Genomic DNA, 15,907 nt, shown 5'->3' on the forward strand with positions numbered 1-15,907 from the left:
TTTTATTGGGGTTTACTCACACTCACACACCCACTCACGCTAATTTTAAAAGTGTCGCTATATATCCATTAAATTACACTTTAGACTTGGATATCTATAGTATAATTAGTGATATTAACTTAATTAAGGAGGAATTTTAGTGATAGAGAAATTAAAAATATTATTTGTATCTTCGGAGGTGGCACCCTTTGCTAAAACAGGTGGTCTAGCTGATGTAGCTGGATCTTTACCACAAGCTATCAAAGAATTAGGTCATGATGTTAGAGTAGTTATGCCCCAGTATAGTATAATAAACGATGAATATTTAAATCAGTTAAAGCCTGTACTGCATTTTAGAACCAGAGTTGTTTGGAGAGATGACTATGTTGGAGTTAATAAACTAGAGAGGGATGGGGTTATAAACTATTTTATAGATAATAAGAGTTATTTTGATCGTCCTACTCTATATGAAAATAATGATAAGCATGTTCAATTTGCTTATTTATGTAGAGCAGTTTTAGAGATGTTACCAAAGATAGATTTTAAACCAGATATTATTCACTGTAATGATTGGCAGACAGGTCCTTTGAGCATTATGTTAAAGGAAGATTATCAGCTTTATGATTTTTATAAAGATATTAAGACTGTCTATACAATTCACAATTTACGTTATCAAGGTGTCTTTGGTAAAGAGATTCTTGAGGATACTTTAGGACTGCCTTATAAATATTGGAATTGGGGAGTAGTCTGCCATGATGATTGTATTAATTATATGAAGATGGGAATTGAGATGTCAGATATAATTACTACAGTAAGTAAGACCTATGCTGAAGAGATTAAAACTGCTGAATTTGGTGAAGGATTGGATTATGTAATGAGAATGAATAGTAATGATTTGTATGGTATTGTTAATGGAATTAGTTATCAAGATAATGATCCTGAGACTGATGAGAGGATTTATGCTAATTACAATGTTGAAGATTTATCAGGTAAATATGAGAATAAAAGAAGATTGCAAGAAGAGTTGGGTTTACCCCAGGCTTCTGGTATTCCTGTGATTGGTCTGATTTCAAGATTAGTAGATCAAAAAGGGTTGGATTTAATTGCTAGTACTATTGATGAGCTGATGGAAGAAGAGGTACAATTAATTATACTAGGGACTGGAAATAAGCAATATGAAGAGATGTTTAAAGAGATAGCAGACCGTTATCCTCAGAAAGTATCTGCCAATATTAAATATAATGCTAATTTAGCCCAGAAGATATATGCAGGTAGTGACCTTTTCTTAATGCCATCCAAATATGAGCCTTGTGGTTTGAGTCAGTTATTTAGCCTAAGATATGGTACATTACCAATTGTTAGAGAGACTGGTGGGCTAAATGATACTATCAAATCTTATAATGAAGTAACTGGAGAAGGAAATGGATTCAGTTTTACTTACTATGATGCTCAGGATATGTTATATACAATCAAGAGAGCAATTAGTTTTTATCAGCAGAAAGAGGTATGGAATAAGTTGGTTAAAAGAGGAATGGAAAGTGACTTTAGCTGGAAGAGTTCAGCAAAAGAGTATCTTAAGTTATATTCTGATTTAGTGAATCAAAAAGGTTAATTAAAAATAGAGGAGGGTAAATATGAGAGATTATAAGAGTGAGTATAATAAATGGTTAAAGAATGATTACTTTGACCAAGAAACTAAAGAAGAATTAAAGGCCATAGCTGGTGATGAAAAGGAGATTGAAGAGAGATTCTATACCAGTTTAGACTTTGGAACTGGTGGTTTAAGAGGGATTATTGGAGCAGGTACTAATAGAATTAACAAATATACTATTAGAAAAGCAACTCAAGGTCTGGCTAATTATATTGAAAAGAATGGTGATAAATCTAAAGGTGTAGTTATTTCCCATGACTCTAGACATAAATCAAGGGAGTTTTCAGTAGAGGCAGCTTTGGTCTTAGCAGCAAGTGGAATCAAAGCCTATTTATTTGATGATTTAAGACCTACTCCAGAGCTTTCTTTTGCAGTTAGAGAGTTGGGGGCAACTGCAGGAATTATGGTAACAGCAAGCCATAATCCACCAGAGTACAATGGTTACAAAGTCTATTGGGAAGATGGGGCCCAAGTTGTTCCTCCTCATGATAAAGGGATTATTGCAGAGGTTAATGCTATTAAAAGCTTTGACAATGTCAAGACTATCTCTGAAGAAAAGGCACGTAAACAAGGTCTGTTTGAAATTATTGATCCTAAAATGGATGACAAATATATCAAGACTTTAAAGGATTTATCTTTAAATACTCAAGCTATTAAAGAGATGGCTGATGACTTACATATCGTTTATACCCCATTACATGGGACTGGAAATATGCCTGTACAGAGGGTTTTAGATGAATTAGGCTTTAAAAATCTTCATGTAGTAGCTAAGCAAGAGAAGCCCGACCCTAACTTCTCTACAGTAGCTTATCCTAATCCAGAGGAGCCAGCAGTATTTGAGTTAGGGATTGAATTGGCTGAAGAGAAGGATGCAGAATTGATTATGGCCAATGACCCTGATGCAGACCGTGTAGGTATTGCTGTTAAGGATACTAAGGGAGAATGGGTATTCTTAAATGGAAATCAAGTAGGAGTTCTATTAACTGAGTATATCGTTAATTCTTTAGAGGAAGTGCCTGAGAATGGAGTAGTTATCAAGACTGTTGTAACTACAGAGATGATTAAACCTATTGCTGAGAAGTATGGTCTTGATGTAATGGATACTTTAACTGGATTTAAGTATATTGGTGAAAAGATTAAAGAGTTTGAAGAAGGTAAATATGACAAAGAGTATATCTTTGGATTTGAAGAGAGCTATGGGTATTTATATGGAATACATGCCCGTGATAAAGATGCAATAGTAGCTACTATGTTAATTGCAGAGATGGCAGCTTATTACAAATCTAAAGAGAGCTCAATCTATGAAGAATTAATGAGAATGTATGAAGAGTATGGTTACTATAAAGCAGATATAGAAGCAATTAGGATGCCAGGAAAAGAAGGAAAAGAGAAGATTGCCTCTTTACTAAAATCTTTAAGAGAAGATAGTCCAACAGAGATTAATGGACAGAAGATAATAGTTATTAAAGACTATTTAGTCAGTAAAGAATATAATGTGGTTAATGGAGAAGAGCAGCTTATTGATTTACCAGAGTCTAATGTGTTACAGTTTTTGTTAGAAGATGATAGTCTAGTAACAGTAAGACCTTCTGGAACAGAGCCAAAGGTTAAGTTTTACTTCTCAGTTACAGCAGAGAGTAATCAAGGGGCAGATGAGAAATTGGCTAAGTTAAAAGAGGCTGTAATGGAGTTAGTTAAGTCTAAGATTGAGTATATCATAGTCTATGCTTCGTGAATCTAGAATAAAATTCAACTATGATGTTATATAGAGATATTTCGATACTTTGCTTGTTAGGTGGAGGTGGTTAGGAACTGCCTAACTACCTAAATTTCTAACTCCTAACCACCAAAGTAAAAACTGTCTTAATATTCTCCATTGAGTTTCATTTTAAGTCACATACTTACATAGTTATCCAACTTTAGAATGAAACAATAGAAAGATAGTGTGGCGCTTTTTGGAATCTGGAATCAGTAGTCAGGAATCAGTTATAAACACTGGTTCCAGATTCCTGATTCCCGACACGAAAGTATCGCTATATATCCACTAAATTACACTTTAGACTTGGATATCTATATTTGTTTGTAATTTTTAAGAGATAGATTTTTATAGGGGGTGGTGGTAGCCCAGAATAATAAGGTTAGTTATACTTTATTAACTTTAAAATTATTAAAATAAACTAGGGGGGATTATTTGATGAAAACATTAGCGTTAGTTTTAGCAGGAGGCAGAGGAACTAGATTGGACATTTTATCTGAGCATAGAGCAAAGCCAAGTGTTCCTTTTGCTGGAAAGTTTAGATTAATAGATTTTGCTTTAAGTAACTGTGTTAATTCAGGAATTTATAATGTAGGTGTTCTAACCCAATACCTTCCATTATCATTAAACGATCATATAGGTATTGGAAAGCCATGGGATTTAGATAGAAGAATAGGTGGTGTAACCATACTACAACCTTATACTGGGAAGCAAGGTGGTTGGTATAAGGGAACCGCTCATGCTGTTTATCAAAATCTCTCTTATATAAAAAGTCATAATCCTAAGTATGTAATTGTTCTTTCTGGAGACCATGTTTATAAGATGAATTATGATGAGATGATTACTCAACATATAGAAAAGGGTGCTGATTTAACCATTGCTACCCAAAGGGTAGCTTGGGAAGATGCTCATCAATTTGGAATTTTAGAACCAAATGATAATATGCAGATTGTAGATTTTATTGAAAAACCAGAGGAACCTAAAAGCAATTTAGCTTCAATGGGGATCTATGTCTTTACAGCTGATGTCTTAATTGAGAAGCTAAAGGCTTTTTGTAATCAAGAGAATTCAGATTTTGGACATCATATTATTCCAGAGATGATTGATAATAATAATGTTTTTGCTTATGAGTACGGAGGTTATTGGAGAGATGTGGGTACTCTTAAGGCTCTTTGGGAAGCAAACTTAGCTTTAACAGAGCCTTTGCCAGAGTTGAATCTATATGATTCCAATTGGAATTTACACACTAGAAGTGAAGAGAAGCCACCAGTTAAATTTGGTGCAAAGGGTCAAGCAATAAAGAGTCTAGTTTCCAATGGTTGTATAATTAATGGTGTAGTAGAAAACTCAGTGCTTTCTCCTGGTGTAGTAATAGAGGAAGGGGCAGTGGTTAGAGATTCAGTTATTTTAAATAATACTGTAGTAAAGAAGAGTTCTATAGTCTGTAAATGCATTATTGATAAAGATACAGTGATTGGTGTTAACTCTCATGTTGGCTTTGGTAGTGATATGACCCCTAATGATGAAAAGCCTGATTTGTTGGAGAATGGATTGAATGTGATTGGAAAAGGGGTTAGAATACCAGATAATACTCAGATTGGTCGTAATTGTAGAATTTTACCTGCTGTTGTAGAAGAAGATTTTACAGATAAAAATATCCCAAGTGGTAGTACTATTAGATCAGCTACAGTCAGTCCAGAAGAGTATATAATGGATTTGGCTAGATAACATAGTTAGTAATCTTAGATATTTACTGGCACAAAGGCTAAGACAACTGTATTAATAGATAGAATTACTGTTAATTATGAAAGTTATTAACTTTGCTCTTTTATTTTAACTAAAAGAGCTTAGGGTGATATTTATAGAGTAATGATGGGCTACTAGCTAGTAGAGAATAGTTAGTAGCCTTGTTTATATGTGAATTTATTTTATAGATAGTGTTACTAAAAAAAGATATTTCTTAGTGACTAACTCTATTTAGTTGAATTTGGTTTTATAATAAAGTTAAGTAATAAATTTAATTAGCATTAATTTCAATAAAAATAGAATAATTTCTTGACAAAGGGGAAAAGCTTATTTATAATGTATATATAAGTCAATAATTTTTTTATTTTCACATTTTTGTACTCGTGTTCATTTGTTTCATATACGTGTATTTTAGAGAATTATTATTTGTGCTAATTAGTTTAATGAAAATAGAATAATAAATAATAAGTGGTTATAATTTATAATAAGAAGATAAGATCCACTCCTTTTTAAATTAATTTTTATTTAAGGGGGTGGATTATTTTATTTTCACAATTATATATACAAATTAAAATTAAGAAGGTTTAAATTTTGTTTTTAGATTGAATTAATTATAATCAAATAACTTAAAAACATGTTTAATTGTAACAAAATAATTCGTAATAACTAAGTTGTAGATAGTTTTATGATAATTGGAAGTTTTATAACTTATATAATAGCCCTAAGAGTATAATGAAAGCTTCTAAGTATAAGATAAAAACTACTCTAAAGATCTATAGGTCGTGAATCTAAAATGAAATTTAGCCATGACGCTATAGATGGAAAAAGCGACATTTAGGAGGTAGGTGGTTAGGGGTTAAGAACTGCCTAACTACCTAAATTTCTAACTCCTAACCACCAAAGTAAAAAGTGTCGCAATATATCCATTAAGTTTCATTTTTAATTAACATATCCATACATAGGAGGTGATTTTAAGTATAATATAAATTTAATATTAAGGGAGGATAAAAATGTTTAAAAAGAAAAAAACTATTTTAGCTATTATGTTAACTCTAGTACTTTTATGTTCTGTTACAGTAGGAGCATGGTGGAAATTTGGAGAGAATAACGATGAAAAAAAAGAAGAAAAGCAAGCTATAACTAAAGCTAGTAATGGGAAGTATAATGAATCACCTATGCTAGCAAAAAAAGTTGCAAAGGGTGAATTGCCACCAGTGGATGAGCGATTACCAGAAGAGCCTTTTGTAGTTGGTCCTGGAACATTAATTGATGAAAAATGGTTGGATTGGCAACCTGGGCAATATGGAGGTACTTTAAAAGTTGCTGGTGTACCAGCTGCTAATGAGCTTATGTTAGCATTTGGAATTACAACATTAAGGGGAACTGGTCAAAGTACTGAAAATCCAGCTCCTGCTATATTTAGTGATTATACTGCTAGTGATGATTATAAGACCTTTAAATTTACTATTAGAAAAGGTTTAAAATGGTCTGATGGAGTACCTGTTACTACAGAAGATGTACGTTTTACTTTAGAAAATATATATTTAGATAAGAGAGTAAATGAAGTTCTTCCTCCTATCTTAAAAACTCAAGGTACTGGAACTCCTGTGAAGTTAGAGATTGTTGATGATTATACATTTATCGCTAAATTTGACAAACCGTATGGTTGGTTTATATCTCAGTTAGCTTCTTGGATTGAGGATTACACTAAGATATTGCAACCTTCCCATTATTTAAAGAAATTCCATGCTGATTATACACCTGTAGAAGAGATTCAACCTTTTGTAGAAGAAGAGGGGCTGAATAATTGGGCTGAATTATTAGCATTAAAGACTATCAATCACTGGGAAATGACATCACCAATAGCAATAGGAGTGCCAGTTCTTACTCCTTGGGTTCCTGTGAAGATTGATGCGAATACTTTAGAATATGAGCGTAATCCTTATTATTGGAAGGTAGATGCTGAAGGTAATCAATTACCTTATATTGATAGAATTAGTAATGCTGTTGTTAATGAACAAGAAACATTGACTATGAGAGCGATCTCTGGTAATGTTGACCTGCTTACTCAGCATGCTACTTTGACTAATATGCCATTATATCGTGAAAATGAAGCTAGAGGTAATTATAAAACTCTTATGACTGGTTCAATCAATAATCCACAAGTAATAACTTTAAATCAGGATTATGATTATCAGAATAAAGACAGTGTATGGCAGCAATTGATGCGAGATCCTCAAAAGAGATTTGCCAAAGCATTGGCCTTGGCTATGGATTCAGAAGATATTAATGAAAATCTATACTTTGGTATGTATGATATGCCAACAGTAACTACTGCTGAGTATAATCCTACTAAGGCAAAAGCACTTTTAGATGAAATTGGTATGGATAAATTTGATGAAGAAGGGTATCGTCTTGGACCTGATGGCAAGAGGTTTGAATTTGTTTTCTCAGTGTCTGATGAGACACCAGATATCATTCCGATGGCTGAATTATTAAAAGAATATTATCAAGCAGTTGGCATCCGTACAACTATTGAACAGATGGGTCTGAAAATTTGGTTCCAAAGAAAAGATAATAATCAAATTATGGCTTCTATTCACTGGAATGATGGTCCAATTTGGTCTTCTGGAATATCTTCAGATTATATGCCAAATTATAAAGGTCCATGGGCTCCTGCGTCTCAATTTTATTATGACCAAGATGGAAGAACAGGAAGAAAACCTCCTAAATATTTACAAGAGTTTTTTGATATTCATACTGCTAGAAAGCAATATCCTGCTCAATCAAAAGAAGGTAAAAAATTATATCAGGATTTAATGAATTGGTTTAGTGAGAATTATGTAATGATTTATCCGCTTGAAAATGTAAAAAAACCTAATATAATTTCGAATCGTTTGGGTAATATTCCCAAAGAAGGTTATCCTTATGGATTAGATATAGCTTATTCATTAGAGCAGATATTTATTAAACAAAAGTAATTGAGTTTTAGGGTAAGTATTAGCCAAGAATTTTGTATTCTTGGCTAATACTTAGATTTATTGAAAAAATTAATAAATTTATGAATTTATTAAAGGGGAGGAAGAAGAATGGCTAATTATATTTTGCGTCGTTTAACAATGCTTGTTCCACTATTAATCTTGATATCAATGATTTCTTTTTTTATTATTCAACTGCCACCGGGTAGCTTTGTAGAGACTTATATCCAAAACCTACAACGTCAAGGTTATCAGGCAGATCAAAATGAGATTCAGCGTTTAAAGGTTAGGTATGGTTTAGACAAACCTATGTATATGCAATATTTAATTTGGATAAAAAATATTGTTTTTAAAGGTGATTTTGGAAGATCATTTACCTATGATCGCCCAGTAAGTGAGATCTTGGCTGAAAGAATTCCAATGACGATGGTGATTACTTTACTGGCTATGGTTGTGCAATGGCTTATTTCTGTTCCGATTGGGATTTATTCTGCTGTAAAGCAGTATTCGGTTATTGATTATATTGCTACTTTTATTGGATTTATAGGTGTAGCATTACCTAACTTTTTATTTGCTTTAGTATTAATGTATGTTGTATATGTTAAGACAGGTTGGGCTGTATTAGGAATATTTTCTCCTGAGTTTATTGATGCTCCTTGGTCCTTAGCTAAGTTGCTAGATATGCTAAAGAATCTATGGCTTCCTTTAGTAGTAATTGCTACTGCTGGAACTGCAGGTTTAATTCGTACTTTAAGAGCAACTCTATTAGATGAGATTAAGAAACAGTATGTAGTTACTGCACGTGCTAAAGGAATGAAAGAATGGAAATTAATTCTGAAATATCCTGTTAGGGTTGCAATGAATCCTTTGATAAGTACAATTGGTTGGATGTTACCAGCGTTAGTTGGTGGAGAGTTGGTTGTATCTCAAGTTTTAAATTTAAAGACTGTTGGACCAGTAATGTTAGAAGCGGTACAGAGTGAAGATATGTATTTAGCTGGTGGGGTTATTTTAATTTTAAGTTGTTTAACTATAATTGGTACTTTGATTTCCGATTTGCTTTTAGCTTGGACTGATCCAAAAATTAGATATGATTAATTGGTAAAGGGGTGAAAAAGAATGCTTGGATTAAATTTTAATTTGAATAATTTATTAACAAAGTGGAGAGATAATAAAGAAGAAAAAGCACAGAAAAAACAAGAGGAATTATATTATGCATCACAGAGTAAATTGATATGGATGAGATTTAAGAAACATAAGTTGGCTTTAGTTGCTATGTCAGTTTTGGCAATATTATATTCCTTATCTATATTCTCAGGATTTATAGCTCCATATGAAATGAATGAAAGATTGAGTGAATATAAATATGCACCACCTACTAAGATACATTTTATAAGTAAAGAGGATGGGTTACGAACCCCTTTTGTTTATAAAATGAAAAAAGAGTTTGATAAAGAGACTTTTAAGTATAAATATGTAGAAGATAAATCCAAAGAATATTCAGTAGACTTTTTTGCTAAAAGTGAACCTTATAAGATGTTGGGTTTAATTCCGATAAGTAGAACACTTTTTGATGCTGAAGTTCCAATCTTTCTTTTCGGAACTGATAAGATGGGAAGGGATATATTTACTCGTGTTTTATTTGGGGGACGAATCTCTTTGTTTGTAGGTTTTGGTGGAGTATTTGTAAGCTTTATTTTAGGAATTATTATTGGTGGAGTTTCGGGTTATTTTGGTGGAATCATAGATGAAATTATTATGAGATTGGTAGAGCTTTTGATGAGTATTCCTCAAATTCCTCTGTGGATAGCTCTCTCGGCTGCCGTACCTAGAACTTGGGGGACTGTGCAGACCTATTTTGCGATTACAATGATTCTCGCATTTCTTGGTTGGACAGGGCTTGCAAGAGTTGTTAGAGGTAAATTAATGGCTTTAAAGCAAGAGGAATTTGCCCTTGCTGCTGTAGCGGCTGGAGCAAACGATATGAGAATAATAATAAAGCATTTGGTTCCTGCGTTTATAAGTTACCTTATAGCCAGTATAACTTTGGCTATTCCAGGCATGATTTTGGGTGAGACCACGTTAAGTTTCTTAGGATTAGGGATGCAACCTCCTGCTGTAAGTTGGGGTGTGCTATTACAGGATGCCCAGGATATTACTGTTCTATCAAATTATCCTTGGTATTTGATCCCTTGTTTGTTTGTAGTTTTAACGGTATTGATGTTTAACTTCATAGGGGATGGTTTGCGTGATGCAGCTGATCCATATTCAAGTATGTAAGGAGGGAAACAATGAATAATAATATAGATAAAATTTTAGAAGTAAAAAATCTTAGAACATATTTTGATGTAGATGAAGGTCTTGTTAAGGCAGTTGATGGAGTTAATTTAACGATAGAAAAGGGAAAGACACTTGGAATTATAGGAGAAAGTGGATGTGGGAAGTCAGTTACCTCCCATTCTATTTTACGTTTAATACCATCCCCTCCAGGTAAGTTAATTGAGGGTAGTCAGATACTTTATTATCCAGAAGATGGAGATGCCATTAATCTGGCGGAGTTAGACCCAAAGGGTGATAAAATGAGAGAGATAAGAGGTAATGAAATAAGTATGATCTTTCAAGAACCGATGACCTCTTTTGGACCTCAACATACTATAGGTAATCAGATTATGGAAGCTATTTTAATTCATAATCCTGATATGAGTGAAGAAGAAGCCAGAGAGCGGACAATAGGTCTTTTAAAGCAAGTGGGGATACCAAAGGCAGAAAAAAGGGTGGATTCTTACCCTCATGAGTTTAGTGGGGGAATGCGTCAGCGAGCTATGATTGCTATGGCATTATCCTGCTCACCAAGGTTATTGATTGCAGATGAGCCAACTACAGCATTAGATGTTACCATAGAGGCTCAAATATTAGAATTATTACAAGAACTGCAAAGGGAAAGAGAAATGTCGATTATGATTATTACCCATAACTTAGCGGTTGTTTCGGAAATAGCTGATAAAATAGCTGTGATGTATCTGGGCAGAAGGGTTGAATTTGCAAAAACAGAAAGAATTGTTAACAATCCGCTACACCCATATACTCGTGGTCTTTGGAGATCAATACCAAAATTGGAAGGCCCATTAGAAAAACTTGAGCCAATTAAAGGAATGGTACCAAATCCAATTAATCGTCCAGCTGGATGTGCTTTTGCACCTAGATGTGAAGAGAAGATAGCTGGGGTTTGTGATATGGGAGGGGCACCTCCATGTATCGAGGTAGAGCCTGATCATTTTGTTAGTTGTCATAAATATGCATAGATTTTTGTAGAAAAGGGGGAAAGCCGATGAAGAATGAAGTTCTTTTAGAAATAAAGAACCTTAAACAGTATTTTCCAATAAAAGAAGGTTTCTTAAAGAAAACAGTGGCTAATGTAAAAGCTGTAAATGATGTTAGTATTAAGATAAATAAAAGAGAGACTCTTGGTCTTGTTGGTGAAAGTGGTTGTGGAAAATCAACTTTAGGAAGAGCTGTTCTAAGATTATATGAGCCAACTAGTGGTGAAGTAAATTTTTACAAGGGTAATGAAAAGTTAAATGTATTAGAGTTAGATAGAAAAGAGATGAGAGAAGTGAGATCCAATATGCAGATGATTTTTCAGGATCCCTTCTCTTCATTAAATGAGCGGATGACTGTTATGGAAAATATAATAGAGCCACTTGTAGTTAATAATATTGGTACTCGTGAAGAAAGACAAGATAGAGCAGCAGAATTACTTGAACAGGTAGGATTGAGGAAAGAATATATAAAAAGATACCCTCATGCTTTTAGTGGTGGACAAAGACAAAGGGTTGGAATTGCAAGAGCATTGTCAATTAAGCCTAAATTTATTGTTGCTGATGAGCCAGTTTCTGGTTTGGATGTATCTGTTCAGGCACAGATTCTTAATCTTTTGAAGGAATTACAGAGTGAGTTAGATTTAACATTTCTCTTTATTTCTCATGATTTAGGAGTTGTTCGTTATGTTGCTGATAGAATAGCTGTTATGTATACAGGGAAATTAGTTGAAATTGGACCACGAGATGAAATATTAGAGAACCCAAAGCATCCTTATACAGAGGCTCTATTATCATCAGTTCCAAGGGCAAGACTTGATCACAGTCGTAGTCGGATTATATTAAAGGGGACACCGCCTGATCCAATTAATTTACCTACAGGCTGTATCTTCCAAACCCGTTGTACTTATACAAAAAGAGTATGTAGAGAAAAAGAACCAGTTTGGGAATCAGTTGGTGATAAACATTTTGTTGGTTGTCATTTCTGTGATTCATTAAATCTAAGAGGTATAAATGAATAGAAAAAATATGTTTATATAAATACAAGAAGTATTATTATTGTATTCTTTGTTTTGAACACGATTACATTTAGATCGAAAAATTTCAACAAGCTTGTTTTAGAAAAATAATTCTAATCTGCTGCTTATTAATTTAAATAATAAGATAGGAGTGAGTTTTTATGGGAGAACATATTTATAAAGCTAAGAATGATTATTATAAAGAACAATACCGTCCTCAGTTTCACTTTAGTCCGGAAAGAAATTGGATGAATGATCCAAATGGTATGGTTTATTATAAAGGGGAGTATCATTTATTTTATCAGTATCATCCTTATAGTAGCATTTGGGGGGCAATGCATTGGGGGCATGCAGTAAGTAGAGATTTAGTTTATTGGGAACATTTTCCTGTTGCATTAGAACCAGATGAATTAGGAACTATCTTTTCTGGTAGTGCAGTTGTTGATTGGAATGATAGCAGTGGATTTTTTGATGGAGGTTCTGGGTTAGTAGCCTTTTATACTAACGCTCCAGTTGGTGAAGAATATGATATAGATTTACAACAGCAGAGTATTGCTTATAGTAAGGACAAAGGGAGAACATGGCATAAGTATGATGGTAATCCTGTCCTTAAAAATCAAGGGACATCAGATTTTCGTGATCCCAAGGTTATTTGGCATCAAGAGAGTAAAAAATGGATAATGGTTCTTGCTGTTCAAGATAGAGTAGAGTTTTATAATTCTTCCAATCTAATAGATTGGACTTATGTTAGTTCTTTTGGTTCTGATATTGAAGGAACTCATCAAGGGGTTTATGAATGTCCAGATGTATTTCCATTACCATTATATGATGAGAATGATATAAAAATTGATGAAAAATGGGTTCTTGTTTTAAGTGTGGGTGCTGGTAATGGCATAAATAAAAATGATCCACAACCTCCAGCAGGTGGTTCGGGTATGATGTATTTTGTGGGAGATTTTGATGGCACAATCTTTACACCGGATAATCAGTCAATTGATGCTGACAATTTAGAATGGGTAGATTATGGTGCTGATTTTTATGCTGGTGTTTCTTGGAGTGATAAAAGTTTAGTAGATGGCCAACGTCTGTGGTTAGCTTGGATGAGTAATTGGAGATATGCTAATCAAGTTCCAACTGAAGTGTGGCGTAGTGCAATGAGTATTCCGCGTGCTTTAAAGTTAAAGAGGTTCCCAGAAGGAATTAAGTTAGTACAGAGTCCAGCAGAAAATTTAAAAGATTTGCGAGTAGAGTCTAAAACCTGGAGTGATTTGATTATTTCTCCTGATGTTAATTTATTGACAGATACTAACGAGGGTCTGTTAGAGATAATTGCAGAATTTGAACTGCTTGATGCTCAAGAATTTGGTTTCAAAGTTTATAGTGGTGATGACCAAGAAACCGTTATAGGTTATGATACTAAAGAAGAAACTGTTTTTGTTGATCGTAGCCAATCAGGAAATATTGAATTGCATAAAGATTTTGCTGCTAAGCATCAAGCTGTACTATCAGCTAATGACAAGCGAGTAAAAATGCATATTTTCATCGATTGGTCTTCAGTTGAGTTATTTGCTAACGATGGGAAGAAGGTAATTAGTGATTTGATTTTCCCGAATATAAATTCTAGAGATTTAAATCTGTATGCTAAAGATGGCAATGTAAAATTGATTTCTTTAGATATTTATAAATTAAGATCAATTTGGTAAAAAAACTATGATTATAAGTAAACTAAGAAATCTATTAAAATAAATCCCCCTTTATTTATATAGATTTAGTTAATTTTTATAGGTGTGACTAGTCACACCTATAAAAATTATTAAGACTATACTTGTTAATATTGTTTAATTAGTACTTTAATATAATGATTTGATTTATGAAGGGAGGTGGTAGATAAAAGGATATAATTAATATTTAATACTATATAGTTGTTATTATGAAGATGGAAAAAATTTATTAAATTAAGGAGAGATGATAATGAAGAAAACTCTACTATTATTGGTGTTATTATTGGCATGTTCAATATTCTCAACAGAAGTAATGGCATCTAATGTTCATGGCTCTATTAGATCAGCTGTAGAAACAGGAAATAGACACAATACTGATGGAACTGATTATGATTTTACAAAATTGATACTTGCAGATGGATTCTTAAAATCAGATGACTGGGGTAACTTTCAATTAGGTTATGTAGTCCATAAAAATTATAACCAAGGTGACGATAATAATGGAGAGACAGAGATTGAATTTAGACCAGGTTATCAGAAAACCATTGATTGGGGAACTTATGGTGGACAATTAATATTTGTACAAGGAAGAAGTGCGGGTGATTCATCAGGTTATGATATAGTAAAGCCAGAAGTTAATCTAACTTATAATTTAACTGATAAATCCAGAATATATACAAGGGGACTGTATGAGCATCGAAATAATACTGGAAGCAATAGTGCAAATGATTGGGTTGAAGGTGAAGTTCAATACCAATCTGACATAGGAGGGGGAACTATTGGTACAGGGTTATTTATAGGAGATGGTGTGGAAAAAAAAGATGATGATGAAGTTAGAGGGTTATTAAATTATCATAAATATTTTTCTTCAACAAAAGTATTTGCTAACTTTTATAGTGAATTAAGATATCATAGAAACCAAGACAACGGAAAAAAATGGAAGAGTTATAAGGTGGGAGTATATGCAAATAGACCAATAGGAAAAGGCTTTGTTCTAGAGGCAGAAACAAATGTATATCATGATTTTGATGAAACTTGGGATGTAGAACAATCATATAGAGAATTATTCTTCATGACAGGTATTAAATATGAGTTTTAATTAAATGTTATAAACTATCTGCTGTTAAAGACACTGTTATAGCATGTTTAAAAAAATAATATTAAAATTTATACTCAGTCAGAAGATGGCTAGTATAAGTTATTTATAAAACCATATGCTAATTATTCAAAAGAGATAAATAATAACTTAACATTTTTCTCTGAGAATAGCTTAGAAGTAACTAAAGAGAAAGCTCAAGAAAAAATCAGAAATTTCTTAATATTAATGGTAGTAGTTAGGTTTTTAAGAAGATAAGTAAGATAATAAAATAGAAGAGGGCCTATGTGCCTTCTTCGTTTGTTAATATTGAGAAGACAAATATCTAGCTAGAGTATAATTACTTAGAAAATGAGATGAAATTTAAAGTGAAAGGAATTATATCTTTAGGAGAAGCATTGATTGATTTTACCCCTTTAGATGAGAATAATATGAAATTTCAAAAGAGTCCGGGAGGAGCACCTGCTAATGTGGCAGCAGGACTTAGTAAATTAGGAGCAAAGACAACTTTTGTAGGTAAGGTAGGAAATGATGTATTAGGTAGCTTTTTAAAAGAAACTTTAGATGAGAAAGGTGTCAATACTGGATCTATGCTATTAACTGATGAAGCTAGAACAGGGTTGACTTTTGTTACTTTAGATGAA

At 33.0% G+C, this 15,907-nt stretch carries 11 protein-coding genes; all 11 read left to right on the forward strand.

Going from position 1 to position 15,907, the window contains the following annotated elements; all coding sequences use genetic code 11:
* Positions 1 to 142: 142 nt before the first annotated feature.
* Positions 143 to 1,591: a glycogen synthase GlgA gene (glgA, locus tag ACTCDL_RS09520; RefSeq protein ID WP_463176083.1), complete on the forward strand. Its 1,449-nt coding sequence runs from the start codon at positions 143 to 145 to the stop codon at positions 1,589 to 1,591.
* 22 nt (positions 1,592 to 1,613) lie between these two features.
* The gene (locus ACTCDL_RS09525) at positions 1,614 to 3,365 is read left to right on the forward strand and encodes a phospho-sugar mutase (RefSeq protein WP_463176073.1); all 1,752 of its coding nucleotides are present in this window, start codon (positions 1,614 to 1,616) and stop codon (positions 3,363 to 3,365) included.
* 459 nt (positions 3,366 to 3,824) lie between these two features.
* Entirely contained in the window at positions 3,825 to 5,114 is a 1,290-nt protein-coding gene (locus ACTCDL_RS09530) for a glucose-1-phosphate adenylyltransferase (RefSeq protein WP_463176074.1), read from the forward strand.
* A 1,028-nt stretch (positions 5,115 to 6,142) separates the two neighbouring features.
* A complete protein-coding gene (locus ACTCDL_RS09535; RefSeq protein WP_463176075.1) occupies positions 6,143 to 8,113 on the forward strand; it encodes an ABC transporter substrate-binding protein in 1,971 nt (656 codons plus the stop codon).
* Between the two features lie 108 nt (positions 8,114 to 8,221).
* On the forward strand, positions 8,222 to 9,208 hold the full coding sequence (locus tag ACTCDL_RS09540) for an ABC transporter permease (protein WP_463176076.1): 987 nt from the start codon (positions 8,222 to 8,224) through the stop codon (positions 9,206 to 9,208).
* Between the two features lie 21 nt (positions 9,209 to 9,229).
* Positions 9,230 to 10,390: an ABC transporter permease gene (locus tag ACTCDL_RS09545; RefSeq protein ID WP_463176078.1), complete on the forward strand. Its 1,161-nt coding sequence runs from the start codon at positions 9,230 to 9,232 to the stop codon at positions 10,388 to 10,390.
* A gap of 23 nt (positions 10,391 to 10,413) precedes the next feature.
* Positions 10,414 to 11,412 carry an ABC transporter ATP-binding protein gene (locus ACTCDL_RS09550; RefSeq protein ID WP_463176085.1) on the forward strand — a complete coding sequence of 333 codons (999 nt, stop codon included), beginning with the start codon at positions 10,414 to 10,416 and terminating at the stop codon, positions 11,410 to 11,412.
* Between the two features lie 26 nt (positions 11,413 to 11,438).
* Positions 11,439 to 12,449 carry an ABC transporter ATP-binding protein gene (locus ACTCDL_RS09555; RefSeq protein WP_463176079.1) on the forward strand — a complete coding sequence of 337 codons (1,011 nt, stop codon included), beginning with the start codon at positions 11,439 to 11,441 and terminating at the stop codon, positions 12,447 to 12,449.
* A 158-nt stretch (positions 12,450 to 12,607) separates the two neighbouring features.
* Positions 12,608 to 14,149, forward strand: a complete 1,542-nt coding sequence (locus tag ACTCDL_RS09560) for a glycoside hydrolase family 32 protein (protein ID WP_463176080.1) — start codon at positions 12,608 to 12,610, stop codon at positions 14,147 to 14,149.
* Positions 14,150 to 14,417: 268 nt separating this feature from the next.
* Positions 14,418 to 15,266: a hypothetical protein gene (locus tag ACTCDL_RS09565; RefSeq protein WP_463176081.1), complete on the forward strand. Its 849-nt coding sequence runs from the start codon at positions 14,418 to 14,420 to the stop codon at positions 15,264 to 15,266.
* Between the two features lie 353 nt (positions 15,267 to 15,619).
* A partial coding sequence (locus ACTCDL_RS09570; RefSeq protein WP_463176082.1) for a PfkB family carbohydrate kinase occupies positions 15,620 to 15,907 on the forward strand: 288 nt, incomplete at its 3' end.

The sequence above is a fragment of the Orenia sp. genome (genome assembly GCF_055140805.1).